The sequence below is a fragment of the Pseudoroseomonas ludipueritiae genome, from assembly GCF_014490445.1.
GTDB classification, from domain to species: domain Bacteria; phylum Pseudomonadota; class Alphaproteobacteria; order Acetobacterales; family Acetobacteraceae; genus Pseudoroseomonas; species Pseudoroseomonas ludipueritiae.
Map to the genome: position 1 here is coordinate 19,741 of NZ_JACTUZ010000020.1, position 25,383 is coordinate 45,123.

The window sequence follows — 25,383 nt, forward strand, 5'->3', positions numbered from 1 at the left end:
GATGAACACCATGCAAGCCATCGCCCATCCCGCGAACCATCTCACCCCGCTCGCTCAGAATCATGAAGCGCCGGAGGGTGAAGCCTTCAGAGTCATCGATCGGATGCGCGAGGCCTTGAGCGCGCAGCTGACAGGCGGACTCTCGCCGACGGCTCTGGCAATGGCTTTCTTCGACTGGTCGCTGCATCTGGCCATGGCACCCGGCAAGCGGATGGAACTCGCCGATAAGGCGTCGCGAAAGCTGGTCAGGCTGATGACGTACGCGGCCACCGCCGGCCTCGATCCCGAAGCGCCAGCTTGTATCTTGCCACTGCCGGGCGACTATCGCTTCCATAACGAAGGCTGGCGGAAGCTGCCCTTCAACATCTGGTCCCAGGCTTTCCTGCTCAATCAGCAATGGTGGCACAATGCCACGCATGGTGTGCCGGGCCTCACCCCACATCACCGCGACGTGGTCTCCTTTGCCGCCAGGCAGTGGCTGGACATCTTCTCGCCCTCAAACAATCCGCTGCTCAATCCCGAGGTGCTGACCAAGACCATGGAAGCAGGTGGAAGCAATCTGCTGCGGGGCTTCCGGAACTGGGCTGAGGATGTGAGCCGCCTCGCCGCCGGCCAACCGGCACTCGGCACCGACTCCTTCTTGCCGGGACGCGACGTCGCGGTCACACCGGGCAAGGTGATCTATCGCAATCACCTCATCGAGCTGATCCAGTATGGGCCGATGACGGAGACGGTGCTGGCGGAACCTGTCCTGATCGTCCCGGCCTGGATCATGAAATACTATATCCTTGATCTATCGCCACAGAACTCTCTGATCCGCTATTTGGTCGGTCAAGGTCACACAGTGTTCTGCATCTCCTGGCGCAATCCCGACGCCAAGGATCGCGACCTGACCCTGGATGACTACCGGCGCCTGGGGATCATGGCGGCGCTCGATGCTGTGGCGGCCATTCTGCCGGGCCGCAAAGTGCATGCCACCGGCTATTGCCTGGGCGGCACCCTGCTCGCCATCGCAGCGGCAGCCATGGCCCGCGCCGGTGACGACCGGCTGGGGTCCATGACGCTGTTCGCGGCCCAGACCGACTTCTCAGAGCCAGGAGAACTGGCGCTCTTCATCGACCACAGTCAGTTGCATCTCCTGGAGAGCATGATGTGGCAGCGCGGCTACCTCTCCTCCGACCAGATGGCTGGCGCCTTTCAGCTGCTGCGCAGCAATGACCTCATCTGGTCGCACGTCGTGCACGACTATCTGATGGGCCAGCGCACTCCCATGATCGACCTGATGGCCTGGAACGCGGATTCCACCCGCATGCCCTACAGGATGCATGCGGAGTATCTGCAGCGCCTCTACCTGGACAATGAGCTCGCCGCAGGCAGTTTCATGGTGGAAGGGCGGCCTGCGGTGCTGCAGAACATCCGCGTCCCGATGTTCGTCGTCGGCACGGAGCGCGATCATGTCGCGCCATGGCACTCGGTCTATAAGATCCATCTCCTGACCGACGCAGAGGTTACCTTCGTGCTCACAAGCGGCGGCCACAATGCCGGCATCGTCAGCGAGCCAGGCCATCCCCGCCGTCGCTTCCGCATGGCCACGAAGCAGGCGGCCGATCCTTGCGTCGGTCCCGATGAGTGGATGGATATGGCGCGCTTGAGGGAAGGCTCGTGGTGGAACGAATGGGCCTCCTGGCTCGCCGCCCACTCCGCGCCGGATCGCCTGCCTCCTCCCGCCATGGGCGCTGCCGGGAAGGGTTATCCTCCTCTCGAAGACGCCCCGGGCAGCTACGTGCTCCAACGGTGAGGCCCGGTATGAGCATGACGCCTATCGTTGATCTGAGTGGCAAGCGCGGCCTGGTGGTTGGCATCGCCAATGCGCACAGCATCGCGGCCGGGTGCGCCGCCGCCTTTCGGCAGGCCGGAGCCGAGCTTGCAGTTACCTACCTTAACGAGAAGGCGAAGCCCTTCGTGCAACCTGTCGCGGAAGCCTTGGGGACCTCTCTCCTGCTGCCCTGCGATGTCCGCGTGCCCGGTCAGCTCGAAAGCGTCTTCGATACTGTGCAGCGGGAATGGCCAAGGCTGGACTTCCTGCTGCATTCCATCGCCTTCGCCCCCCGCGAGGATCTGCAGACCGGTGTTATCCATTGTTCCGCTGAGGGCTTTGCCCTGGCCATGGACGTGTCCTGCCATTCCTTCATCCGTATGGCGCGGCTTGCCGCACCACTGATGAGCGAGGGCGGCTCCCTGATGACAGTGAGCTTCTATGGCGCAGACCGCGTCGTCGAGAATTACAATCTCATGGGGCCGGTCAAGGCAGCGCTGGAGGCAAGCGTCCGCTACATAGCTGCGGACCTCGCCAACCAGGGCATTCATGCGCATGCCATCTCTGCCGGCGCGGTCAAAACGCGGGCGGCTTCAGGCATCGATCGCTTCGACGCCCTTCTGGACAAAGTCCGTGACCGCACTCCCGCCGGCCGGCTTGTCAGCATTGATGAAATCGGCCGGATCGCGGCCTTCCTGGCGAGTAGCGCCGGCGCGCCGCTCTCCGGCTCCGTCATCTTCGCCGACAATGGTTTCCACACCACGGCCTGACCAAAGATGCTCATCACCGATCGACAATGGAAGGACACCGGCATGGCCCGGGATATCGACGTGAACAGCCTCGAAGGTGCCATGGGACGGATTCAGTCGAACTGGATCTGGTTCCTGGCCTTCGGTCTCGGGCTGGTACTGCTCGGCCTGGTGGCCTTTGCCAATCTCTTTGTGACGACACTGGCCACGATCTTCATGCTCGGCATTCTCATGCTGGCGGCGGGGATTGCGCATATCGTGCTGGCCATTCGTGGCAGGAACTCGAGCCGCTTCTGGGTCTGGCTGGTCTCCGGGCTGCTCTATGCCGCCGCCGGTCTCCTGGTCATCGTGAACCCGCTCCTGGCTTCCGCGGTCATGACCCTGTTCATCGCCCTCGCCCTTCTCGTGGCGGGCGTGGCTCGCCTCTGCGTTGGCCTTGGCAGCAGCGCCGGCCGTGAGAAGATCTGGTTCATTGCCAGCGGCGTTCTGACAATGCTGACGGGCCTCCTCATTGCGACCGGCTGGCCCGTGAACAGCCTCTGGGTCGTCGGCTTGTTCCTGGCCGTCGATCTTCTCATCCAAGGCTTCGCCTATGCCAGCTTTGGCCTCGCCCTCAGGACGACAAAGTAAGGCTGCTATGGACGATCACCGCCCCGGCGCGACGGGCACATGGGGAAGGCTCCCGGCCTTTCTCCTGCTCTTTCTCCTGATTGGCTGCGCAGCCCGGCCAGGAATGGAGGTCCTGACCCCCTCTGCGACGACGCCGGCCTCAGCAGACGCCGTGACGGTCTATGTCGCCACCACTCGCGAGCGACAGGCTCCCGATCAGAACAGCTTCACCAATCGGCGGGCGCATGAGCTGAACTTCGCCGATTACACTGTCTCGGTTCCGCCGACGCACAAGCCCGGACGCATCGAATGGCCCCGCACGCCCGTCGATCCGGCGACGAGTTTCACGCCGATCCGCGACACTGTGCTCACGCGCCCGTCCTTCGAAGCCGCGCTCGCAGGTCGCCGATGCGGCGAGACCGGAGCGAGCACCGCCGTCTTCGTTCATGGCTACAATACCAACTTCCCAGAGGCCCTGTTTCGGGTCGTGCAGATGACCGCGGATACGGATCCCAGGACGATCCCCATTCTCTTTGCCTGGCCATCAGACGCATCGACCCTTGGCTATGTCGCGGACCGCGATTCAGCGATGTATTCCCGTGACTATCTTGCGGATTTCCTGCTCAGGCTGACCCAGCTCTGCGGCGGCGGCCAGATTACCCTGGTCGGTCACAGCATGGGGGGGTGGCTGACAGTTGAGGCACTCCGCCAGTTGCGCCTTGCGGGCCGTGACGACGTCCTCAAGCGATTACAGGTCGCGCTGGCCTCGCCCGATATCGATATTGAAGTTTTCCGCACCCAGATGAGCATTATCGGGCCCCTCTCCCCGCCGATGACCGTGCTGGTGTCCCGTGATGACCGGGCCCTGTCCGTCTCCAGCCGCCTTGCTGGCGCGCGCCAAAGGCTGGGTCGGCTTAACGTCGACGAACCCGAGGTGCAGGAGGCGGCCCGCACCGCGAACCTCAACATTATCGATATTTCTGGCCTGGAAGCGTCGGACAGCTTCAACCACGACCGGTATGTCAGCTTTGCTGGAGCTTACGCCAAGATGGCAGCGACCGGAGCTGTCACACCCGGCACCGGGCTTCGGCAGGCCGGGGCGTTCGTGTTTAGAGCTGTCGGAACGGCCCTTTCCAGCCCCTTCGTGCTGGCCGGCCAGGCACTGTCGCCTGAATGATCGCCAGCGGCGACAGATCCACTTGGTAGCGTGGGCTTCAATCGGAGCGACGCCATCTTCGGAGAAGGTTCGTGAGATTGCCACTTCCTTATCGCACCTTGCGAAGCAGTTGGAGGTGTGGACTGCTCCTGCTGTGCCTGGTGAAGTCGGCCAGCGGCGGCGTCGCGCTGAGGACCCACGTGAGGCTGCAGCCGCCGAACGATTGTCCTGAAGAGGTAATACTGCGCCTCGTGCTTGAGCGGCTGCCCCGCCTCGCTTGCTGAGCAGCGGGATGGGGCCTGATTGAGATGCCCTGGCCATCGTGGCGCTGGTCCCTACTGGGGAACCCTTAAAGGTGGACCTGCTTCATGCAGCGGCCCTGCTCCCGATGTAGGAAGCCGTCGAGAGACTGTAACCGGGGCCTCTTCCGGCCGTCTGTAAATTGATAGGGAGCCGCGATGTACGAGCGTATAAGGGCGATACTGCATTATTTCGACCAGGTCGTACCGTTCCGGCTTAAACCGGCTATTATCACGACGCTCGTCCTCGTCGCGCTGCTGTTGCTACCGGTGCCAGACGGCCTGACACCCAAGGCCTGGGGCCTGGTAGCCATCTTCCTCACCACGATCGTCGCCATCATCCTCAAGGTGATGCCAATAGGCGTCATGGCGATGATGGCGATCGTGATCGTCTCACTGTCGCAGGTGACCTCCACTTCCTCGAAGGGGGCAGTGGCCGATGCACTGGCCAGCTTCTCCAGCCCGCTGATCTGGCTGATCGTGGTGGCCATCCTGATCTCGCGCGGCCTCAAGAAGACCGGGCTCGGCAACCGGATCGGCCTCATCTTCATCTCGCTGCTCGGCCGCCGCACGATCGGGATCGGCTATGGTCTCGCGGTCTGCGAACTGGTGCTCGCGCCGTTCACGCCCAGCAACACGGCGCGCGGTGGTGGCATCGTGCATCCGATCATGAAGTCGATCGCTACCGCCTTCGATTCGGATCCTGCCAAGGGGACAGAGCGCAAGATCGGAAGCTACCTCGCGCTGGTGAACATGCATGCCAATACGATCACATCTGGCATGTTCGTGACTGCCACCGCGCCCAACCCACTGGTGGTAGATTATGTGGCGAGGGTGACCAACGGGAGTTTCCACCTGTCCTGGACGACCTGGGCTCTGTGCATGGTCCTCCCTGGTCTTGTTTGCCTTCTGCTCATGCCGTTGGCGATCGCCGTCTTGTCGCCGCCCGAGGTGAGGGCTACCCCGCATGCGGTGCAGTATGCGCGCGACGAGCTGCGGCAGATGGGACCGCTGAGCGGCAAGGAGAAGGTAATGATCGGCACCTTTGCGCTGCTGCTGATGCTGTGGGCCAATATCCCGGCGATGCTGTTCGGACCCGCCTTTATTTTAGACCCGACCGCCGTGGCCTTCGTCGGCCTCTTCGCGCTCATTATCACCGGCACCATCAACTGGGACGACGTGCTTTCGGAGAAGAGCGCCTGGGATACGCTGGTCTGGTTCGGTGCGCTGGTGATGATGGCGGAGCAATTAAATAAGATCGGCGTGATCGCCTGGTTTTCCGATGCCCTCAAGAGCGGCATTCTTGCCGCGGGGATGGGCTGGCAGGCGGCGGCCGCGCTGCTCGTCGCCCTGTTCGTGTTTTCACACTACCTCTTCGCTAGCACCACAGCGCATATCAGTGCGATGATGCTCGCCTTCCTCACGGTGGGCGTGCAACTGGTGCCGCCAGAATACCATGTGCCCTTTCTTCTGATGATGGTGGGCGGTTCGACCATCATGATGACCCTGACCCATTATGCCACCGGCACTTCGCCTATCATCTTTGGCAGCGGCTATGTGACGCTCGGCAATTGGTGGCGGGTCGGTTTCGTGATGTGCGTCGGTGAGTTGCTGATTTTCGCAGTGCTGGGCAGCTTGTGGTGGAAGCTGCTGGGCTTCTGGTAAGCCGATCCGGCATCGGCGATCAAGCGGCCCGCACAGTCGAAGCCTAGCCGGGCCGGCAACAAGGTGATTTTGGAGCGACTGTCTTGGCGGTCAAGCGTGATGAGGCTGCCAAGGCTGCTTTTCCCGGATGATAGCGTTGAGGATGGTAAGAAGCTTGCGCGCCGTGGCGATGATGGCGGCGAGCTTGGATTTCCCGGCCTGGAGCAGGCGTTGGTAGAAGGCCTTGAGGGTCGGGTTGTGGCGGATGGCCACCATGGCGCCCATGAAGAGGGCTGAGCGGACGACCGCCCGTCCTCCGCCGATGAAGCTGCGGCCCTGCCACTGACCGGACTGGCGGGTCCATGGGGCCAGGCCCGCCATGGAGGCGATCTGGCGCCGGTCGATACTGCCCAGTTCAGGCAGTTCGGCGATCAGGGTGCGGCTGATGACGCGGCCGATGCCGGGGACGGAGGCGAGCAGTTCCTCCTTCTCCCGCCAGGCGGGGGAGCCGCGGACCGCCTCGTCGATATCATGATCGAGCGAGGCGAGTTCCGCCTCCAGCGCCTTGAGCAGGCGGACAATGGAGGCGAGGAGGCGGCGATCGGTGAGGCGCTTCTGGCGCTGCCGCTCAGCGGTGATCATCTGGATGATCTGGCGGCGCCGGGCGACCAGATCCGCCAGCAGACTGGTCGCGGCCTCGGGCAGCGGGCGGATGGCGGGGCGGGTCGCGGCCAGGAAGTGGGCGATGAGCGCGGCATCGATACGGTCGGTCTTGGCACGCTGGCCAGCGCCTTGGCAAAGGCGCGGACCCGGGCCGGGTCGACAATGACCAGCGGCAGCTGCGCGGCGGCCAGGCCGGCGGCGACGATGGTCTCGAAGCCGCCGGTGGCCTCGACGGCGACGATGCTGGGCTTAAGGGGCAGGAGGCGCTGGATCAGCGCCTCGATACCGGCGGCGTCGCGTGGGACGCAGAAGCTGGCCTCGGGCATCGGGTCCTGCCCGTGCAGGGCGATGTCGAGACGATCCTTGGAGACGTCAATGCCGACAAAGATCGCAATTGCAGCGGTGGGGTCCATCTTGTCCCGTCCTTGCACAAGCGGGCTTCGCTGGCGGCCCAAGCGACTGTTCGGGTTCGATGGAACGGCAGAGGCAGACCCGGGCTCCAAAACGGGCTTCCAGGCCCCAGGGGGAAACGGGCTCACCTCTGCCACCGCTCCCGGAACCTTATCGGCACCGCGATCGGCTCGCACCAAGTTACAAGGGGGGCCGCTGTTAAAGAGAATGGCACCGGCAGCGCGGCGGAGGTGAGCTTCATCTTCGATGGTCATGCTATCGCAGCCACGGCCGGGCTTTCCCTGCTGCAGGCTTGGAGCGCTGCCGGCTTGCCCTTGACCGAGAATGTGGGCTGCATGGGCCAGGGCGTCTGCGGCGCCTGCCGCGTGTTGGTGCGCCGTGCCGGCGAGAGGCTGGCCGGCACGGCACTGGCCTGCGAGACGCAGGTGGAGGAGGGGATGCAGGTCGCCTTCGTCGACCACTTCCCGGCCGACCGCCCCCATGCTTACGACCTGCGCACGCTGACCGATAGCTGGACCGCACTGGACCAGATCGACGCCGTCTTCCCTGAGGCCAAGCACTGCCGCCACTGCGGCGGCTGCGATCGCGCCTGCCCCAAGGGCATCGAGGTGCAACGCATGGTCAACCTGGCCGCCGGGGGCCACGCCTTCGCAGCGGCCGAACTGTTCGATCACTGCGTACTCTGCAACCTCTGCGTTGCCGCCTGCCCGGAGCACATCGATCCGGCGCATCTCGGCCAGTTCGTGCGCCGCATGAACGCCGCGCTGACCTTGCGCCCCGTCGACCTGATTATGCGCCTGCGCGAGATCGAGGAAGGGCGTCAGCCGGTCGATCCCGACGCCCCCGGCGCCAACCCACCGGTGCGGACATGACTGCCGGCATTCCCTACCCCGAGGCGCTGGCCGCCTGGCGCGCCCGGATGCCCGCCCTGCCGCAGGCGCTGGACCTACCAGTGCCCGATTTGCTGCGCGGATTCCACCCAGACCAGCAGCCCGATGCCACGGTGCCGCTGCGCGTGGGCGCCAGCGCCGGGCAGCCCTGCCGGGCCGAGTTGGCCGCGCTGTTGCACGCGGATGCACTGGTCGAAGATGTTGACATCGCCGGCGCGCCGACCCTGGACACCGATGTGCTGGTGATTGGCGGCGGCGGCGCCGGCTGCGTAGCGGCGCTGACGGCGGCGCGCGCCGGGGCGCGGGTGGCATTGGCCACCAAGCTGCGGCTGGGCGACAGTAACACGGTGATGGCGGAGGGCGGGATCCAGGCCGCGGTGGGCCCGGACGACAGCCTGCAGCGGCATTTCGAGGACACTCTGCGCGCCGGCCAGTTCGCGGCCGACAAGGCGCTGGTGGCGGCGCTGATCTCGGACGGGCCGGCGGTGATCCGCTGGCTGATCCAGGAAGGCATGGGCTTCGATCTGGCCGAGGGCAGCGACCGCATGGGCGGTACGCTGCTACGCAAGAAGCCCGGCGGCGCCACAGCGGCGCGGCTGCTGTCCTACCGCGACTTCACGGGCCTCGAGATGATGCGGGCGCTGCGCGAGGCAACGCTGCTGGCCCCCGGCATCACGCTGCTAGACCGCCATCCGGCGCTGGAGCTGCTGACCGACGATCGCGGCCGCTGCGCCGGCGCCGCGCTGCACGATTTGGCGCGGGGCCGCACAGTGCTGGCGCGCGCTGGCGCCACGGTGTTGGCCACGGGCGGCGCCGGCCGGCTGCACATCGCCGGCTTCCCGACATCCAACCATTATGGCGCCACGGCGGACGGGCTGGTGCTAGCCTACCGGCTTGGCGCCACGCTGCGCGAGATAGACAGCTTCCAGTATCACCCGACCGGCATCGCCTGGCCGCCCTATCTGGAGGGGCAACTGGTCAGCGAATCTGCCCGCTCCTCTGGCGCCGCGCTTGTGAATGGCCTGGGCGCGCGCTTCGTGGACGAGTTGAACACGCGCGACGTGGTGGCCGCCGCCATCCTGCGCGAGATCGTCGAGGGGCGCGGCATCGTGCGCGACGGCTATGCCGGGGTGTTTCTCGATACGCCCGGGCTGGAGCAAACGAAGCCCGGCATCCTGGGCAAAAGCCTGGTCACGCTGACCCATCTCGCGCGCCGCGCCGGGCTCGACGCGGCGGCCGAACCCTTCCTGATCCGCCCGACCCTGCACTACCAGAATGGCGGCGTGCTGATTGACCCGGAGGGGCGCAGCGGCATCCCCGGCCTGCTCTGCGCCGGGGAGGTGACGGGCGGGCTGCATGGTCGCAATCGCATGATGGGCAATGCGCTGCTGGAGCTGGTGGCGTTTGGCCGCCGCGCCGGCCGTAACGCCGCCGCCGATGCGCGGGGGGAGCGGCCGCGCAATGTCGGCCTGACTCACCTGGCTGCTTGGCGCCGCTCCCTGATCGCGCAGGACCTGCCGCTGTCGCGCAAGGCGCCGCTGTTATTCCCCCCCTATGGCAATTTTAACGCGGTCACGGACCGGGGAAGAGCTGCATGAAAGTGCTGACCGAAGACCGCAACTGCGTGGGCGCCGACCTGGCCGCCTGGACGGCGGTGGGCGGCGGCGGCGGCCTGGAGCGCGCCCTGGCCGATCCCCCCAGCATCATCCCGGCTATCGAGGCATCGGACCTGCGCGGTCTGGGCGGCGCCGGGTTCCCGACGCACCGAAAATGGACGGCCGTGGCGGCGCAGCCGCCCGGCCTCGGCAAATGGGTAGTGTGCAACGGCAATGAGGATGAGCCAGGCACTTTCAAGGATCGCTTCCTGCTCTCCCGCACACCGCACCAGGTGATCGAGGGCGCTCTGGTGGCGGCCCTGGCGGTAGGCGCCGCCAATATTGTCCTCTACGTCAACCCGCGCGAGGGCGCCACAGTGGCGGTGCTGCGGAAGGCGGTAGCGCAGTGGGAGGCCCACCCGCTGCTCGCACGGCTGGGGGCCACCATCGGGGAGGCGCTCCACCTTGTCGTCGTCACCGGGTCGGGCCTGTATATCGGCGGAGAGGAAACAGCTGCCATCGCCAGCATCATGGGCGGCTTCCCCTTTCCCTCGCTCAAGCCGCCATTTCCGGCGGAGCAGGGAGTGCATGGCGCACCGACCCTGCTGAACAATGTCGAGACCTTGACGTATGCTGGGCAGATCCTGCGCCATGGGCCGGCATGGTACCGCGCGCTCGGCCTGGGGGGCGCGCCGGGCGCCAAGCTGTTCTCGCTGTCGGGCGACGTGCTGCGTCCTGGGCTGCACGAACTGCCCATGGGCACCTCTCTCCGCACCCTGGTCTTCGAGCATGGCGGCGGCATGCTGGGGGACAAGGCCTTCAAGGCGGTGTTCACCGGCGGCCCCTCCAACACGCTGTTGACGGCTGCGGACCTTGACGTGCCAATGGATTTCGACAGCCTGCGGGCACGCGGCTCCCGCCTCGGCACCGGCGCGATGATCGTGGTAGGGGAAGGCACCAGCATCCTGCGCAAGACGGCGGAATATGTCGCTTTCTTCGCCAATAATTCCTGCGGCCAATGCCCACCCTGCAAGATCGGCACGCATCAGGTGTCGCGCATCCTGGAGCGGATCGAGGCCGGCGCCGGCCGGCCTGGAGACCTCAAGGCGCTGGAAAATCTGACGCAATTGTTGCCTGGTAGCGGACGCTGCGGGCTTGTGGATGGAGCGGCCACGGTACTGACATCCTCACTGAAGACCTTCCGTGCCGAATATGAACGGGCATTGGTCGGCTGAGCCCAGCCGGTCAGCAAGCCCGCTATCATCAAGACCACGAGGTCGCGGGGCGCGGAGAAAGGTGACTGATACGCCCGGTTTCATCGAGTGACCTGTGCCCAAGCGCGAGTTCCGATGCTTGTGATGCGTTGAGGCTGTTGTGTAAGCCAGTTCCAGGCATCGGAGCAGGCCTCGACGATGGCGTCGTAGCTGTCGAAGACACGATTGCTGAGCTTGTTGCTGCGCAGATAGGCCCAGACGGTCTCGACGGGGTTGAGTTCCGGACTGTAGGGCGGCAGGTGCAGGAGGGTGATGTTGTCCGGCACGCGCAGCCTGCCGCCCGGGCGATGCCATCCCGCACCATCGATGGTCAGCACGGCATGCGCCCCGGGGGCGACATTGGCGCTGATCTCGGCCAGATGCAGGTTCATCATGGCAGTATTGGCCAAGGGCAGTACCAGGCCCGCGCCGATGCCGCGGGCCGGACAGATGGCGCCGAACAGATAGGCCCAGGAATAGCGCTGGTCTCGCGGGGCCACGGGCCTGGAACCGCGTGGGGCCCAGAGCCGGGTCAGCGTGCCTTGCTGGCCGATGCGGGCCTCGTCCTGCCACCAGAGTTCCAGCGGCTTGCCGCGGGCACGCTCTGGCAGCCGGGCCTCTATGAGGGCGGGGAACGCCTGCTGAAAGACGCCTGCGCCGCGGCGTCACGGCCAGGATGGCGGGGGCGCGCGACCAGGCGGCGAAAGCCCAGCCGATGCAGCAGGGTGCTGATGGTCCGCTCGGCCGGCACCACGCCGAAGCGGGCCTGGATCTCGTGTGCCAGATCCGCTCTGCGCCAGCGCACCACGCCGTGCTGCGCCAGATCCGGCCCCTGGCGCACCCATTCGGCAACCGCGCTTTCCTGCTCGGGCGACAGCCGCCGCCTGGGGCCGACATCGCCTGGCCGATCCGATAGCCCGGCGAGGCCTTCGTCATTGTAGCGGTGCACCCAGTCCCGCAGCGTCTGCCGCTCCATCCCCGCAACTCTGCCGCCTCCGTGCGCGAGGCACGCTCCAGCACCAACGCAAGCGCCAGTATCCGCCGCGAGGCCGCAGCATCCTTCGTGCGCCGGGCTGCCTGGCGCAGCCCGGTCGCATCCAGCTCCATACGGGTTATCTCGATCGCTATCGCCATGCCGGACACTCCGTCTGTCAAATGCAGAGCCCAGCGAATCACCTCCAGCCCGAGCCCGATAGCCCTCACGAGTCAGCCAAATCAGCTGGCCGTATGAGTACGACGCTTCGAATAGCTCATAGTGATCAAGATATTATTCGATCACGGAGCATTTACTATAAACGCAATATTTCGCGACCATCTATGAACGCCCAATCCTTCCTCGGTATCCTCCGCCTTGAAGCCGCCGCCGAATGGACCAGTCCTGACAGAGCCTCAACTTGCGTGGCTACCCCCTCTACTATCTACTGTGATGCGATCCGCTAACGCATTCCGACGCGGGCCTCGACAAGATCAATCTCACGGACAAGCCTACGGACAAGATCATCGTGGATCTGGCGGGAACGACCGAGACGATAGAGTTCCTCACGCTCGGCCCGCATGGCCTCCAACCGAAGCCGGTGATCGATCTCCTCCAGCCTTCTGACCTGGGCCGCGGCTTCACCGGTCATGGCGCGGCCGTCAATGCGTTGCCGGTAAAGCTCCATCAGCCGGGCGGCGGCGTCTGTGATGAGATCCGCGTCGCTACGGCCCTGTGACAAGTCATGCTGCATCCCTTCGATGGCCTTGATCGCAGCATGGGCCGCGGCGATGCGGGCACTATCTTCCTCTTGCTGATGGGAAGGCTCAGGCGGCAATTCGAGGCCTGTGAGAAGAATAGGCAGGCCGATGCTGGCGGTGGCCAGCGAGACGATGATCACCCCGGCGGCCAGAAAGATCGCCAGGTCGCGCGCCGGGAAGGGAGAGCCATCGTTCATGAGAAGAGGAAGCGTCAATACACCTGCCAAGGTAATGGCGCCTCGGACGCCTGCCAGTGAGGTGGCGACGACCAGGCGCCAGCTGGGCTTCGGCACTTGTGTCCCTTTCCTGGACGCACGAAACAACGTGAAGCGCAGCGACAGCCAGACCCAAAGGAAACGCAGCGCCGCCAGAGCCGCGTTGATCGCAATGACATAGACAATCAGCCAGACAGGATCGTGGTGGCCGGTCGTACGCACGACTTCCGCCGCGCCGACCACAATGCTTGGTAGCTGCTCGCCGAGCAGGACAAAGATGATGCCATTCAGGGTGAACTGCACCGTGTCCCAGACTGCGCTGCGGCGCACGCGTGTGACAGCGAGTGCCTGACCGCTCTGTTCCGCATAACTCATGGTGATACCCGCTGCCACGGCGGCAAGAATGCCGGAGCAGTGGAGGTGCTCGGCCAGGAGGTAAGCGCCGAAGGGGATCAGCAGACTGATAAGGATCTGGGAACCGGTCTCCTCGCCTAGACGGCGGGAGACAAAGTCCTTCGCCTTCATCACGACCCAGGTCACGGCGGCGCCGAGAGCGATGCCGCCGAGAGCGACCCACAGGAAGGTGCCGAAGGCCTCTGTCATCGAGAAGATGCCCGTGAGCGCAGCCGCTACGGCAAACTGCATGCAGACCAGCCCCGAGGCATCGTTGAGCAACGATTCCCCCTCGAGGATATGCATCAGCCGCTTTGGGATCGGCACGCGGGCAGCGATGGCGGATACCGCGATCGGATCCGTTGGCGAGACGATGGCCGCCAGTGCGAAGGCCACCGCCAGCGGCATCGACGGGATCATCCAGTTGATGAACAGGCCGACGCCGACGACTGTGAAGACAACCAGGCCGAGGGCCAGCTCGAGGATCGTTGCCTTGTCGCGGAACAGCCCTTCCTTGGGAATGCGCCAGCCATCGAGAAAGAGGAGCGGCGGCAGGAACAGCAGGAAGAAAATGTGGGGTTCCAGCTGCACACCGAGATCGGCGACGGATGCGATGACGGCGCCCAGCGCAATTTGGACCAGTGGCAAAGGAAGGGCTATGGGCGACAGCCTCGCGAGAGTTCCGCTCAAGACGACGGAGACCAGAAGAATCAACGAGACGCTGATACTTTCCATGCTGACGTTTTCTCCATGGATTGAGGTCCCAGCATTTTGAAGTCCGACCAAAGCAGGACGGCATGACGAAGGGCTGCAATATCAAGGCCCCAGTGGGTGGGGCTGGGTAAGGGCGCGCAGCACGTCGGGCTGGAGCACACCAGGCTGCACCACCACCTGAGACGAGGGCGGCAGTGGGGGCGGCGGCACGACTGCTGGCTCGGGAGAGCGCAGACAGCCCCGCACGATGGGCGCACAAACGCCATCCCGCCCGGCCAGATCATCATTATCACCCGTATAGTTCAGGCCAATGACCCGTCCTTGGGCGATGCGGAAGATGGCGTGACATTAGGAACCGCTGCCGGCGACCTTGAACCCACCAACCAGGGGAAGCGTCATGTCGAAGCCGCCGACATTGGCGTTGGCCTGCTCGTAGGAGAGCAATTCCGATCCGTCCTCGAGCTTCAGGGTCCGCTTGGGGATGCCGGTACAGGCCTGCAGGTCCACCGCTTTCATGCCGACCACGCTTTGCCGTGCCTCGCGCGCGACCCGAGCGCCTTGAGAGGAACAGCCGGCCAGCATCAGGGCCAGGAGCAGGACATGGCAACAGTAGGCATCGATCCCCCCTGGGTGTGGTGCTGCAAGGCGGGTGTGGCTACAGGCGCGGGCGATGCCCGAGAAGTTTACCAATCCTGGTGCGCGTCGATCCCGACGAGCAAGATTGCCGCGTCCGTCAGGATGACCGCCCACGACTGGATCCCCGCACCTTACTGGAGGCCCCAGGCTTACTGACCTTCGGAGAGGGCGGCGGAGGAACGGCAGGTGAGTTGCCTATACTCACATCAATGATGTTCGCGATCAGCATCTCGAGATGATCATCGACCTCACCTTGGAGGGGCTCGGTCCGCAGCACATGGCGGAAAATGCTGATGCCTACAAGGCAGGCTGCCAGCAGCGCAGCACGCTGGGGTGCCAGGTCATCAAGCTTCGGAACGAGCGGCGTGATGACATCTCTGACAAGGACTTCGCGGAGAAGTGGTATCGCCTCGGGACTGAGCAGATTTCGAACCAGAATATCCAGGGGATCGATTACCCGGAGGGCCTGGTCCAGGCTGGGCTCCATAATTCTGGCGGTTAGACGCGCTGTCAGCTCATCGCGTTCGCCCGCGAACAGGCGTTGCGGCTGGACAGCGATATTCACTACCTCTGTGAAGAGCTTCTCCTTCGAGCCGAAGCTGCGATGGACCAGTGCGACATCGACGCCGACATCGGCCGCTATGTCACGGAGCTTGGTCTCCTCATAAGTGTGCTGCGCGAAACGGAGCATCGCAGCTTCCAGAATGCGGCGGCGTGTATCCTGCCCGCGGTTCTCGATATCCTGTTTCAGGGGCATTTCACCCCTCGGACCCATTGCTCATGCTTAACCTTCAGTATAGCGTTGCTTGGTATCAACCGTGGTTGATATAGATCAGGGCCGCTTGGCTGGCGAGCTGATAATGCTCATGCGTGACCATGCAAGGGGAGTATTGTGTCATGTCGACGGATCCACGCGAAGCCCGGCTGCTACTTGCGCCGCCGGAAGCGACGGCGTTCCCGGCCTCCCCGGATTGGGCGAGGCCGCTGACCGATGCGTCCAGCAGGTTTTCGGGCGAGTTCCTGAAATTCGCCGCGTCGGGCTTGCGAACCCAGGCTGAGTTTCTGCATGAACTCGCGAGTTGCAAGGATCTCGCGGATGTCTTCCAGCTTCAGATCAGGTTCATGCAAAACACGTGGGAGCTTTGCCTCACCGGAGCGGCACACTTGTCGAAGATCACGCCAGACAACTCGGTCTTTGCACGGAGCCCCTTGTAGCGCCATCGCCCAGGCAGAGGCGGCGCGAGTCAGGAGAAGCGACATCCTGCGCCGGACCGGCGGCCTCTTAGGCTGACCGGGACGCACAGCGGCACTGTTCCGTTTCGGCCAAGCTCTGGTATCGCGATTTCCGCTGTCGTGGCGCCCATCCGGCCAGAAGACGACGCGGAATCATCTGAATGTCCACGAAACAACGGTTGTTGACATAGATCAAGGCGGCGGACCAAAAGGGGGTTAACTCTTGGCAATATGGTCCGGAGTTCTGCGGATCTCCTTGGTAAGCGATGGGGACTGGGCGAACTGATGAAGAATGACATCGTGATTGTCGCCGCAACCCGCACGGCGGTTGGCTCCTTCAACGGCGCCTTTGGCGCAACCCCAGCCCATCAGTTGGGTGCAGCCGTGATCAAGGCTGCCCTCCAGCAGGCGAAGGTCGAGCCGCGGGAGGTCGATGAAGTCATCCTGGGGCAGGTGCTGACGGCGGCTCAGGGCCAGAACCCGGCGCGTCAGGCGGCGATCGGCGCTGGCCTGCCACAGGAGACCACCGCCTGGGGCCTGAATCAGGTCTGCGGCTCGGGCCTGCGCGCCGTCGCCGTGGCGGCGCAGCAGATCGCCAGCGAAGACGCCGCTGTCATGGTGGCCGGCGGTCAGGAATCCATGTCCCTGTCCCCTCACGCGGCCCATCTCCGGGCCGGCGCTAAAATGGGTGACGTCCCCTTCGTCGATACCATGATCAAGGACGGTCTCTGGGAAGCGTTCCTTGGCTATCACATGGGAACCACCGCCGAGAACGTCGCCCGGAAGTATCAGATCTCCCGCGAAGACCAGGATGCCTTCGCCGTTGCCTCGCAGAACAAGGCGGAGGCGGCGCAGCGGGAGGGACGGTTCAAAGGGGAGATTATCCCCTTCACAGTATCGACACGGAAGGGTGATACCATTGTCGATCGTGACGAATACATCCGTGCTGGTACGACGCTGGACGCCGTAACCAAGCTTCGCCCGGCCTTCGCCAAGGACGGTAGCGTCACCGCCGGCAATGCCTCGGGCATCAATGACGGCGCCGCGGCCCTGGTGCTCATGAGCGCCGCGGAAGCCAACAGGCGGGGCTTGACCCCCCTCGCCCGCATCGCCTCCTGGGCGACCGCCGGTGTTAATCCCGCCCTGATGGGCACAGGGCCCATTCCCGCGTCACGCCGGGCGTTGCAGAAAGCTGGCTGGAGCATCGGCGATCTCGATCTGATCGAGGCCAACGAGGCCTTTGCGGCGCAGGCCTGCGCGGTGAGCAAGGAACTCGGCTGGGATCCGGCCAAGGTCAATGTCAACGGCGGCGCCATCGCAATCGGTCATCCGATCGGTGCCTCCGGGGCGCGCATCCTGGTAACCCTGCTTCACGAGTTGATCCGACGCGATGGCAAGAAAGGCCTGGCGACGCTGTGCATCGGCGGAGGGATGGGTATCGCGCTTACCATAGAGCGTTGAGAGCGCCGGGTCGTTGCGGGCGTCGCAGAGTTCCCCAATACAGTGAAGACGCCTGAGCCTTTTCAGGCCTGACGGGAGAAGAGAAAATCATGTCGAAAGTGGCGGTCGTCACGGGGGGAACACGCGGTATCGGTGCCGCGATCTCGAAGGCCCTTCATGCAGACGGCTATCGGGTGGCGGCTGTCTATGCTGGCAATGATGATGCGGCGTCGGCTTTCCAGCAAGCGACCGGAATCGCCGTTTACAAGTGGGATGTTTCGAATTTTGAGGCCTGCGCCACTGGCCTGATTCGGGTAACCGAGGAACTCGGCCCTGTCGACATCCTGGTGAACAATGCGGGCATCACGCGTGACAGCATGCTGCACAGGATGACGCTCGAACAGTGGCAGGCCGTCATCAATACCAACCTGAACTCGCTTTTTAACATGACCCGGCCGGTGCTCGAGGGAATGCGGAGCCGCGGCTTCGGTCGCATCATCAATATCTCCTCGATCAACGGGCAGAAGGGTCAGATCGGGCAGGCCAACTACTCCGCCGCCAAAGCCGGGGACATCGGATTTACCAAGGCATTGGCACAGGAGAGTGCCAAGAAAGGCATCACGGTCAATGCCATCTGTCCCGGCTACACAGCCACAGACATGGTGCGGGCTATGCCACAGGATGTTCTCGAGAAGTCGATTCTCTCGCAGATCCCCGTGGGTCGCCTTGGCGAGCCGGAGGAAATCGCTCGTTGCGTGCAGTTCCTGGCTTCCGAGCAGGCAGGCTTCATCACCGGCTCAACGCTCACGGTCAACGGAGGGCAGTATCTCAGTTGACCAGCCATCCGTGGCTCGCCATCGGGCGGTAGGGAGAACAGAAAGCATGGCATTGCAGCTTAATGGCGAGAGAAGAGTAGCAGTCCATCACCACAACGAATCGCGTGATGTTGCTGTTCACAGCAGCATTTTTCCGGATTCTAATGTTAGACTTACTGCTCAAACTCGAAAGGCTTTACAAACCGGTTAGGCGGACTAAGAGATCGTGAGTGTCAGGCCGCACGCTCCTCATCGTGCCCGCGAACTGCGAGCCACCTCTTCAACCAGAGCTGCCGCTGACCCGCTGGCCTTCCATTTCCCCCAGATCACTCCATCATCGAAGGATCACTCCATGTCTGCTTCCTTTCCGCCCAAAATTGACGGCATGCCAAACCTGTCCTGGGATGCCATTGCGCCGCGCCTGCAGCCGCTATGGCATGCCACCCAACAGTCGCAGTCCATCGTCGCTGACGCCGCCAAGCGCGAGATAGAGATCCTCGCCGAAGTGCAGGGCCGGTTCGGCACGGCCGTGCAGAAGCTGGCCAGCGCCAGGGAGCCCGGCCAGTTCCTTGCGGCTCAAACGGAGGTCATGGGCGCCTTTCTCCAGGGCGCGACGCTGAATGCCCGCAATCTCCTCCAACTCTCTGAGAAGCTGCAGGAAGCGAATGCGTCTTTGCTGGCAGAAGTGGCCAACAAGGCATCGACAACGACCGGCAAGTAAGTTCCCGGCATCGGGCGCGGCCTCGGCGGCGCCCGCCATGCTGCTCGCTTGCGGCATGGATCCCCCATGCGCGAGGCATCTCATGAATAGTTTTGCCGATCTCCCCGCTGCCGCCTGGAACGCCCCCTGGACGCTGTGGCAGTCCGCTGCCGAATACGCGATCGATGCCTGGCAGCGGCAGATCCTCTTTCTCGACGTGTTGCGTCAGCGTGGTAATCAGTACCACGAGCACATGGCGGAGAAGGCGCCCAATGTGTTGCACTTCTCGGCACAGGTGGTGCTGGATGGCAATCGCTTGCCGCGACCCGTCAATTATATGCTCTCCCGCATTGTGCCGGCAGGGGGCATCGAGATCGACGGCCGCAAGCGACCTTTCATCATCATCGATCCTCGCGCCGGGCATGGGCCCGGCATCGGCGGCTTTAAGGCTGATAGCGAAATTGGGGTCGCGCTGAAGGCCGGCCATCCCTGCTACTTCGTCGGCTTCCTGCCACGCCCGGAGCCTGGGCAGACGGTCGAAGATGTCATGCGGGCGGAAGTAGCCTTCGTGTCCCATGTTGTCGGTCTTCATCCTGAAGCCGAAGGATTGCCAGTCGTGATTGGTAATTGCCAAGCCGGATGGCAACTCCTGATGGCGGCCGCAACACATCCGGAAAGCTTTGGTCCTCTCCTGGTAGCAGGCACCCCCTTATCCTTCTGGGCAGGAGAGCGGGGCCGCAATCCTATGCGCTATTCGGGCGGTATGCTGGGTGGAACCTGGCTGACCGCATGGGCGAGCGACATCGGCAACGGTCTGTTCGATGGCGCCTGGCTGGTGCAGAATTTTGAGAATCTAAATCCCGCCAACACGCTGTGGACCAAGCAGTACAATGTCTACAGTAAGGTGGACACCGAACCGCCTCGGTTCCTCGAATTCGAAAAATACTGGGGCGGCTACGTTCTGCTGAACGAGCCTGAAATCCAGTACATCACCGATAACCTCTTTGTCGGCAACCGATTGGCCACAGCGGAGCTGGTGACGCAGGATGGCCTGCGGATCGACCTGCGCAACATCCGTTCCCCCATCATCGTCTTCTGTTCCAGGGGCGATAATATCAGCCCGCCGCCGCAGGCGCTCGGCTGGATTCTGGATCTCTACGAAAGCGTCGATGACATCCGCGCGCATGGTCAGACGATCATCTATGCCCAGCATGACAGCATTGGCCATCTCGGGATTTTCGTCTCCGGCAAGGTTGCGCGGAAGGAGCACGAGGAATTCGCCTCCAATATCGACTTCATCGACGTGCTGCCGCCCGGCCTCTATGAAGCAGTGATCGTCGACCATCGCGAGTCCACGCCGCAGGGCAGCCCCTATATTCTGCGTTTCGCAGCGCGGGACATCGAGGATCTCGTTGCGATCGTGCAGCCCAGCCAGCGCGACGATCGCAGCTTCGCCGCGGTCTCCAGGCTCTCCGAGATCAACCTCACACTGTATCGCAACCTGATGCAGCCCTGGTTGCTAGCGGTGATGACAGAGGAAGCGGCCGAGACAATCCGCTTGATGCACCCGCTTCGGCTGAAGCATGAGCTTCTCTCTGACGCTAATCCGCTGTTTGCTGGTCTGCCGGATATGGCAGCCCGTGTGCGGGAAGGCCGGAGGCCAGCATCCCCTGACAATCCCTTCCTGGTGTTGGAACATCAGGTTTCAGATCAAATCGAGACGCTGCTGGATCAGTGGCGGGATGCCCGCGATAACATCGTCGAGCTGACCTTCCTTAGCGTCTTCGGCAATCCCGTATTGCAGGCACTCTTCGGCCTCGGCACGCCTGAAGCGCCGGTACGTCGGCGCCCTGGCCAGGATCCGGAAAGGCGCGCCTTCGTTGCGCGTCAGGTGACCGAGCTACGGAATGCTGTCGCCGAAGGGGGGCTCTTTGAAGCCTTACTGCGTGCTTTGGTCTTTGTTGGCCTTAAGGAGGGCCTGGCCGATGAGCGGACCTTCAATATGCTGCGTCGCCTGCATGATGCGCACGGCAAGAACCTCACGCTGCAGCCCTTCAAGGAGACGCTTCGCCGGCAGTTTTTCCTGATCATGCTGGACGAAGACGCAGCGTTGAAGACCATGCCTGATCTTTTGCACGAGGCCAGCGCTTCGGAGATCGAGGCTGGGCTATCGGGCCTGGTAGCGATCTCGGAGGCGAGCGGAGGCCTGAGCTCCATGGGGCGGACGCGGCTGCGCCAGATTGAGGACATGTTTCGCAGGGCCTCGCGCGCGGCCTCCTTGGCCGATCTCACCGGATCTGCTGCACCCGTTACGACCACAACGACGTCCGTCCCTGCTGTAACCACCGCCCCTGACGTGCCATCTGATTCATCCACGCCTTCCGGCGCAGCACCATCCGTTGCTCCTTCTGTACCGGCGGCGCCCTCCCCTGCGCCGGCCGCCAAGGTCGTGCCCGCTCGTCCGTCGGGTCGGAAAGGGAATGGGAGGTAGCGCATGACGACCGACGTCGTCCCGAACCGGACCTTCGCCGAGATAGAGGTCGGTGACAGTTCCAGCCTGACCCGTGTCATCGCGCAGCAGGATATTGAGCTTTTCGCTGCGCTGACCGGTGATGCCAATTCAACGCACCTGACAGCGCCGCGCCAGCCCGAGGGAGGGCCCCTGCCGACAGCGCACAGCATGCTGGGGGCCTCCCTGATCTCCACCCTGCTGGGAACGCACTTGCCCGGTGCCGGAACAACTTATGCTGGGCAGACGTTGCGGTTTGAGAGGCCGGTCCAGGCGGGGGACGCTTTGACCGTCTCAGTGACCGTCAAGGAGAAGCGGGACGCCGATAGCCGCATCTGGCTGGGCTGCCGTGGCACCAACCAGCGTGACGAGCTGGTGTTCGACGGCGTGGCCGAGGTCACCGCACCCGCCGGGAAGCTCTGGATCTCCCCCGGCGATCTGCCCGAGGCGGTGCTGCATCGGCACTCCAATTACGACCGTCTGATCGCCCGCTGCGCCGGCCAGCGCAGGGTACCTTGCGCCGTCACCCATCCTTGCGATGCAGCCGCCCTCAGCGGCGCCCTTGAGGCCTGGAAGCAGGGCCTGATCCTACCGATTCTGGTTGGGCCCACCGCGCGCATTCGGGGGGTGGCGGCGGAGGCCGGGCTGGAGTTGGGCGAATTGGAGATCGTGGACACGCCCCATAGTCATGCCTCGGCAGCGCGCGCCGTCGAATTGGTCCGGGATGGTCAGGCCGAGTTGCTGATGAAGGGCAGCCTGCACACTGACGAGCTCATGTCAGCTGTCGTCGCGCGGGAGGGTGGGTTGCGCACCGGACGGCGCATCAGCCACGTCTTCATCATGGACGTCCCGACCTATCCGGAACCGCTCTTCATCACCGATGCCGCTATCAATATCCTTCCCGACTTGGCGACCAAGGCCGACATCATCCGAAATGCCATCGACCTGCACCGCGGGCTGGGCCTGGGGGCCCCGCGCGTTGCCCTGCTCTCGGCCGTCGAGACCGTGAACCCCAAGATCCCCAGCACACTGGATGCGGCAGCGCTGTGCAAGATGGCAGATCGCGGGCAGATCGTCGGCGGCATCCTCGACGGACCGCTGGCGCTGGACAATGCCATTAGCCCGGCTGCGGCCCGCATCAAGGGCATCGTCTCGGAGGTCGCCGGCCGGGCCCAGGTGCTGGTGGTGCCGGATCTCGAGGCGGGCAATATGCTGGCCAAGAATCTCAGCTTTCTTTCCGGCGCCGATGCAGCAGGCATCGTCCTTGGGGCACGCGTCCCAATCATCCTGACCAGTCGCGCCGACAACGAACGCGCCCGCCTTGCTTCCTGCGCCGTGGCCGCGCTTTATGCCGAGCATCTGATTCTTCAGGCCGGGCCACGGGCGTGATGCGCACCATCCTGGTGGTGAATGCCGGCAGTTCGAGCACCAAGTTCCAGCTTTTCGAGGTGGGGCCAGCCGCCGCCTTGCTCCGCCGCCTCAAGGGGCGGCTGGAGGGCATTGGCACGGAGCACCCACGCTTGCTCGCCTGGGACGAGAAGGATGCGTCATTGGCCGACCTGACGTTGCAGCCGGATCAGGCAGCGACGGGCGAGGCAGCTCAGGCCGTTCTGGGTCGTTGGCTTGCCACCCATCTCGGCGGGCCGCCATCCGCTGTGGGCCACAGGATCGTGCATGGTGGCAGCGAATTCACCAAGCCGGTGCTGATCGATGAGGCGGTGCTCACACGCCTCGAGGCCCTCGTTCAACTAGCTCCGCTACATCAACCGCATAACCTGGCGCCCATCCGCTCGATCCGCTCCCGTGTCCCGCAGTTGCCGCAGGTGGCCTGCTTTGACACCGCATTCCATGCCTCCATGCCTGAGCTGGCTCGACGTTTCGCCATTCCGGAATCGTTGTACCAGAAAGGTGTCCGACGCTACGGTTTCCATGGACTGTCCTATGAGTTCATCGCGTCCCGCCTGCCGGCAGTCGCGCCAGAGATTGCAAAAGGGCGCGTCATCGTGGCGCATCTTGGTTCGGGAGCATCGGCCTGCGCCATGGTTGGCGGTCGTAGCGTCGACAGCACCATGGGGTTCAGCACGCTGGATGGGCTGCCGATGGGGACCCGTCCGGGCCAGCTCGATCCCGGGGTGGTCCTCTACCTTGCGCGGCAGGGCATGGCCGAATGGGAAGTCGAGCACCTGCTCTACCACGATAGCGGGCTTCGAGGCCTGTCGGGCCTTAGCGGTGACGTGCGCGATCTGTTGGCCAGCCCCCTGCCCGCCGCCGTCATGGCACTCGAATACTTCGCCTATCATACGGCGCAAGCCTTCGCGGCGCTGGCGTCATCCATGGGGCGGCTGGACGGCATCGTCTTCACCGCTGGCATTGGGGAAAACGCGGCCATGATCCGCGCGATGATCTGCCAGCGTTGCTTCTGGATGGGCGTTAAGTTGGATGCCCGTCGCAACGTGATCCACGGCCCGCGCATCAGTGCGCCAGCGAGCACTGTGCCGGTCTATGTGATCCCGACCGATGAGGAGCAGATGGTGGCGTGCCATACCCTCGCTCTTCTCGATGCCGCGGGTGCACCGTGAGTCGGCCTGTACGCCTCCTCGACCATGTCATGGTTGTCGTGCAGGCGGTTACGATCCGAGGCTGATCGACATCACCGGAGACATCATAAGCCCATGTGTAAAATCGTTTTCCCGGCTGCGCTTGCAGCCCTGCTTGGCATCAGCGCTCCTGCCCTGGCCGAGCCCGCCCCCGCCCTGCCGACCTCCGCCAGGACCGCCGCGGATCTCGCTGCAATCTGTCTCCCAGACGCACAGGCGTCACAGCGCCTCCAGGCCATTGCCTATTGCCAGGGTTTCGTCACCGCTGCCGGGCAGTATCATGCGCTATTGCATCGACCCGGCGGGCCCTGGCGGCCGCTCTATTGTCTGCCCGACCCCACACCCAGCGTGGCGCAGACGGCGATTGCCTTCGCCACCTGGGTTCAGCAGAACTCGCAATACGGCAATGAGCCTGCCCTGGATGGGCTCATCCGCTGGGCGCAGCTGGCTTATCCATGCCCGCCCGAACCGCCCGCTCCCGCCCGCGCGCGGCCGGCCCGCTAAGAAGAGAAGGATCACTGCCATGACGACCTCTCATTCTTCCCGCCTCACCCTTGCAACTTTGACACTGCTCGCGCTTGGCGCCTGCGCCAATATGACCCGGTCTGAACGCAATGTTGGAACCGGTGCCCTGAGCGGTGCAGCCCTGGGCGGCATCCTTGGTTCCTTCACCGGCGATCTCGGGTGGGGAGCGTTGATCGGCACCGGCGTCGGTGCCGGGGCGGGTTATCTCTATGAGCAGTCCGAACGCTCCCAGGATCGGTCCTACCGTCGGGGTGTACAGGACGGTTCGCAGCACCGCTCAGGCCGCTGAGACATTGGTACGGTGCCGAGGGCGGAGCCGATGCTCATCCGACAGCGACGGTTCCGCCTCAATGCCGGTCCTGTAACTGAGCGAGCGGCCACCGTCAGGCGAAGCCTGGAGATCGGCGTAGTCTATGCTTTTCCGACGGCGTCAACCAACGTTTCCGCCCTACAGGTGACGAGCCCTCACACAAGAACCCATCGGCGCAGACGCGCCCCGGCGAGGGGGAAAGGGGCGCTGCCCCATTTCCCCCAGGGCATTCGGCCTATGGCAAGGCAGGGCCGCCCCGGCCGCAGGGCGCAAGCACGCCCCGCCTCCGGCGCAGCCCGGCCTCGCCCGCCCAAATGCCACCCCCCTATCCCCGGTCTCGCCGACGGGCAGCAAAGCAGCAGCTGCTGCTTGGAATATTTAAGTAAAGAATATAATTAGTGAATAGGAGGCAGCTGCAGCATCCGAAGTGGAGACCTCGAAGAACCTGCCGCTGGGCTGTGTTCACGAGAGGAACAG

At 64.1% G+C, this 25,383-nt stretch carries 20 protein-coding genes and 2 pseudogenes; 17 read left to right on the forward strand and 5 right to left on the reverse strand.

From position 1 onward, the window contains the following. Nucleotide 1 precedes the first annotated feature (1 nt). The 5 genes from IBL25_RS07620 to IBL25_RS07640 all read left to right on the forward strand — a co-directional run bounded on the left by IBL25_RS07620 (nt 2) and on the right by IBL25_RS07640 (nt 6,294). Nucleotides 2-1,798: a PHA/PHB synthase family protein gene (locus IBL25_RS07620; protein ID WP_187777953.1), complete on the forward strand. Its 1,797-nt coding sequence runs from the start codon at nt 2-4 to the stop codon at nt 1,796-1,798. A gap of 8 nt (nt 1,799-1,806) precedes the next feature. Next, entirely contained in the window at nt 1,807-2,586 is a 780-nt protein-coding gene (fabI, locus tag IBL25_RS07625; RefSeq protein ID WP_379656221.1) for an enoyl-ACP reductase FabI, read from the forward strand. A 6-nt stretch (nt 2,587-2,592) separates the two neighbouring features. Continuing rightward, a complete protein-coding gene (locus IBL25_RS07630) occupies nt 2,593-3,195 on the forward strand; it encodes an HdeD family acid-resistance protein (protein ID WP_202986714.1) in 603 nt (200 codons plus the stop codon). Between the two features lie 151 nt (nt 3,196-3,346). Continuing rightward, nucleotides 3,347-4,351 carry an alpha/beta hydrolase gene (locus IBL25_RS07635; protein ID WP_202986715.1) on the forward strand — a complete coding sequence of 335 codons (1,005 nt, stop codon included), beginning with the start codon at nt 3,347-3,349 and terminating at the stop codon, nt 4,349-4,351. Between the two features lie 437 nt (nt 4,352-4,788). Then, nucleotides 4,789-6,294, forward strand: coding sequence for a DASS family sodium-coupled anion symporter (locus tag IBL25_RS07640; RefSeq protein ID WP_187777954.1), 1,506 nt, complete (start codon nt 4,789-4,791; stop codon nt 6,292-6,294). A gap of 90 nt (nt 6,295-6,384) precedes the next feature. On the opposite strand, the pseudogene IBL25_RS07645 reads toward IBL25_RS07640, so the two are convergent. Then, a pseudogene (locus IBL25_RS07645) lies at nt 6,385-7,349 on the reverse strand (IS110 family RNA-guided transposase). A 228-nt stretch (nt 7,350-7,577) separates the two neighbouring features. Between IBL25_RS07645 and IBL25_RS07650 the strand changes: the two are divergent. From IBL25_RS07650 to IBL25_RS07660, 3 genes are read left to right on the forward strand one after another with little or no spacing between them, the layout of a single operon-like run. Continuing rightward, complete coding sequence (locus tag IBL25_RS07650; RefSeq protein ID WP_187777955.1) at nt 7,578-8,219, forward strand: 2Fe-2S iron-sulfur cluster-binding protein; 642 nt, start codon at nt 7,578-7,580, stop codon at nt 8,217-8,219. Further along, entirely contained in the window at nt 8,216-9,835 is a 1,620-nt protein-coding gene (locus IBL25_RS07655; RefSeq protein ID WP_187777956.1) for an FAD-binding protein, read from the forward strand. Before IBL25_RS07650 ends, IBL25_RS07655 begins: the two co-directional genes overlap by 4 nt. Next, the gene (locus IBL25_RS07660) at nt 9,832-11,067 is read left to right on the forward strand and encodes a complex I 51 kDa subunit family protein (RefSeq protein ID WP_187777957.1); all 1,236 of its coding nucleotides are present in this window, start codon (nt 9,832-9,834) and stop codon (nt 11,065-11,067) included. The genes IBL25_RS07655 and IBL25_RS07660 overlap by 4 nt, the downstream gene beginning before the upstream one ends. 80 nt (nt 11,068-11,147) lie before the next feature. On the opposite strand, the pseudogene IBL25_RS07665 reads toward IBL25_RS07660, so the two are convergent. The 4 genes and pseudogenes from IBL25_RS07665 to IBL25_RS07680 form a co-directional block, all read right to left on the reverse strand. After that, a pseudogene (locus tag IBL25_RS07665) lies at nt 11,148-12,219 on the reverse strand (IS630 family transposase). A gap of 302 nt (nt 12,220-12,521) precedes the next feature. Beyond that, complete coding sequence (locus IBL25_RS07670; RefSeq protein ID WP_187777958.1) at nt 12,522-14,162, reverse strand: Na+/H+ antiporter; 1,641 nt, start codon at nt 14,160-14,162, stop codon at nt 12,522-12,524. A gap of 327 nt (nt 14,163-14,489) precedes the next feature. Beyond that, on the reverse strand, nt 14,490-14,666 hold the full coding sequence (locus tag IBL25_RS07675) for a hypothetical protein (RefSeq protein WP_187777959.1): 177 nt from the start codon (nt 14,664-14,666) through the stop codon (nt 14,490-14,492). A 208-nt stretch (nt 14,667-14,874) separates the two neighbouring features. After that, the gene (locus IBL25_RS07680) at nt 14,875-15,534 is read right to left on the reverse strand and encodes a TetR/AcrR family transcriptional regulator (RefSeq protein WP_187777960.1); all 660 of its coding nucleotides are present in this window, start codon (nt 15,532-15,534) and stop codon (nt 14,875-14,877) included. A 140-nt stretch (nt 15,535-15,674) separates the two neighbouring features. Between IBL25_RS07680 and IBL25_RS07685 the strand changes: the two genes are divergently transcribed. The 9 genes from IBL25_RS07685 (at nt 15,675) to IBL25_RS07720 (ending at nt 24,885) form a co-directional block, all read left to right on the forward strand. Continuing rightward, complete coding sequence (locus IBL25_RS07685; RefSeq protein WP_187777961.1) at nt 15,675-15,992, forward strand: phasin family protein; 318 nt, start codon at nt 15,675-15,677, stop codon at nt 15,990-15,992. 303 nt (nt 15,993-16,295) lie between these two features. Next, nucleotides 16,296-17,471 carry an acetyl-CoA C-acetyltransferase gene (locus IBL25_RS07690; protein ID WP_187777962.1) on the forward strand — a complete coding sequence of 392 codons (1,176 nt, stop codon included), beginning with the start codon at nt 16,296-16,298 and terminating at the stop codon, nt 17,469-17,471. Between the two features lie 89 nt (nt 17,472-17,560). Continuing rightward, complete coding sequence (gene phbB, locus IBL25_RS07695) at nt 17,561-18,286, forward strand: beta-ketoacyl-ACP reductase (RefSeq protein WP_187777963.1); 726 nt, start codon at nt 17,561-17,563, stop codon at nt 18,284-18,286. A gap of 331 nt (nt 18,287-18,617) precedes the next feature. Then, nucleotides 18,618-18,986: a phasin family protein gene (locus IBL25_RS07700; RefSeq protein WP_187777964.1), complete on the forward strand. Its 369-nt coding sequence runs from the start codon at nt 18,618-18,620 to the stop codon at nt 18,984-18,986. Nucleotides 18,987-19,068: 82 nt separating this feature from the next. Then, complete coding sequence (locus IBL25_RS07705; RefSeq protein ID WP_187777965.1) at nt 19,069-21,456, forward strand: DUF3141 domain-containing protein; 2,388 nt, start codon at nt 19,069-19,071, stop codon at nt 21,454-21,456. A gap of 3 nt (nt 21,457-21,459) precedes the next feature. After that, nucleotides 21,460-22,863: a bifunctional enoyl-CoA hydratase/phosphate acetyltransferase gene (locus tag IBL25_RS07710; protein ID WP_187777966.1), complete on the forward strand. Its 1,404-nt coding sequence runs from the start codon at nt 21,460-21,462 to the stop codon at nt 22,861-22,863. Further along, complete coding sequence (locus tag IBL25_RS07715) at nt 22,860-24,053, forward strand: acetate/propionate family kinase (RefSeq protein ID WP_187777967.1); 1,194 nt, start codon at nt 22,860-22,862, stop codon at nt 24,051-24,053. The genes IBL25_RS07710 and IBL25_RS07715 overlap by 4 nt, the downstream gene beginning before the upstream one ends. 93 nt (nt 24,054-24,146) lie before the next feature. After that, nucleotides 24,147-24,575, forward strand: a complete 429-nt coding sequence (locus tag IBL25_RS27520) for a Rap1a/Tai family immunity protein (RefSeq protein ID WP_367615573.1) — start codon at nt 24,147-24,149, stop codon at nt 24,573-24,575. 19 nt (nt 24,576-24,594) lie between these two features. Next, entirely contained in the window at nt 24,595-24,885 is a 291-nt protein-coding gene (locus tag IBL25_RS07720; protein ID WP_187777968.1) for a glycine zipper domain-containing protein, read from the forward strand. The last annotated feature ends 498 nt before the right edge of the window (nt 24,886-25,383 follow it).

Excerpts from the sequence above, each read along its gene's own strand:
- IBL25_RS07620 (WP_187777953.1), top strand. The coding sequence starts at position 2 with ATGAACACCATGCAAGCCATCGCCCATCCCGCGAACCATCTCACCCCG.
- fabI (WP_379656221.1), top strand. The coding sequence starts at position 1,807 with ATGAGCATGACGCCTATCGTTGATCTGAGTGGCAAGCGCGGCCTGGTG.
- IBL25_RS07630 (WP_202986714.1), top strand. The coding sequence starts at position 2,593 with ATGCTCATCACCGATCGACAATGGAAGGACACCGGCATGGCCCGGGAT.
- IBL25_RS07640 (WP_187777954.1), top strand. The coding sequence starts at position 4,789 with ATGTACGAGCGTATAAGGGCGATACTGCATTATTTCGACCAGGTCGTA.
- IBL25_RS07655 (WP_187777956.1), top strand. The coding sequence starts at position 8,216 with ATGACTGCCGGCATTCCCTACCCCGAGGCGCTGGCCGCCTGGCGCGCC.
- IBL25_RS07660 (WP_187777957.1), top strand. The coding sequence starts at position 9,832 with ATGAAAGTGCTGACCGAAGACCGCAACTGCGTGGGCGCCGACCTGGCC.
- IBL25_RS07670 (WP_187777958.1), bottom strand. The coding sequence starts at position 14,162 with ATGGAAAGTATCAGCGTCTCGTTGATTCTTCTGGTCTCCGTCGTCTTG.
- IBL25_RS07680 (WP_187777960.1), bottom strand. The coding sequence starts at position 15,534 with ATGCCCCTGAAACAGGATATCGAGAACCGCGGGCAGGATACACGCCGC.
- IBL25_RS07685 (WP_187777961.1), top strand. The coding sequence starts at position 15,675 with ATGTCGACGGATCCACGCGAAGCCCGGCTGCTACTTGCGCCGCCGGAA.
- IBL25_RS07690 (WP_187777962.1), top strand. The coding sequence starts at position 16,296 with ATGAAGAATGACATCGTGATTGTCGCCGCAACCCGCACGGCGGTTGGC.
- phbB (WP_187777963.1), top strand. The coding sequence starts at position 17,561 with ATGTCGAAAGTGGCGGTCGTCACGGGGGGAACACGCGGTATCGGTGCC.
- IBL25_RS07700 (WP_187777964.1), top strand. The coding sequence starts at position 18,618 with ATGTCTGCTTCCTTTCCGCCCAAAATTGACGGCATGCCAAACCTGTCC.
- IBL25_RS07705 (WP_187777965.1), top strand. The coding sequence starts at position 19,069 with ATGAATAGTTTTGCCGATCTCCCCGCTGCCGCCTGGAACGCCCCCTGG.
- IBL25_RS07710 (WP_187777966.1), top strand. The coding sequence starts at position 21,460 with ATGACGACCGACGTCGTCCCGAACCGGACCTTCGCCGAGATAGAGGTC.
- IBL25_RS27520 (WP_367615573.1), top strand. The coding sequence starts at position 24,147 with ATGTGTAAAATCGTTTTCCCGGCTGCGCTTGCAGCCCTGCTTGGCATC.
- IBL25_RS07720 (WP_187777968.1), top strand. The coding sequence starts at position 24,595 with ATGACGACCTCTCATTCTTCCCGCCTCACCCTTGCAACTTTGACACTG.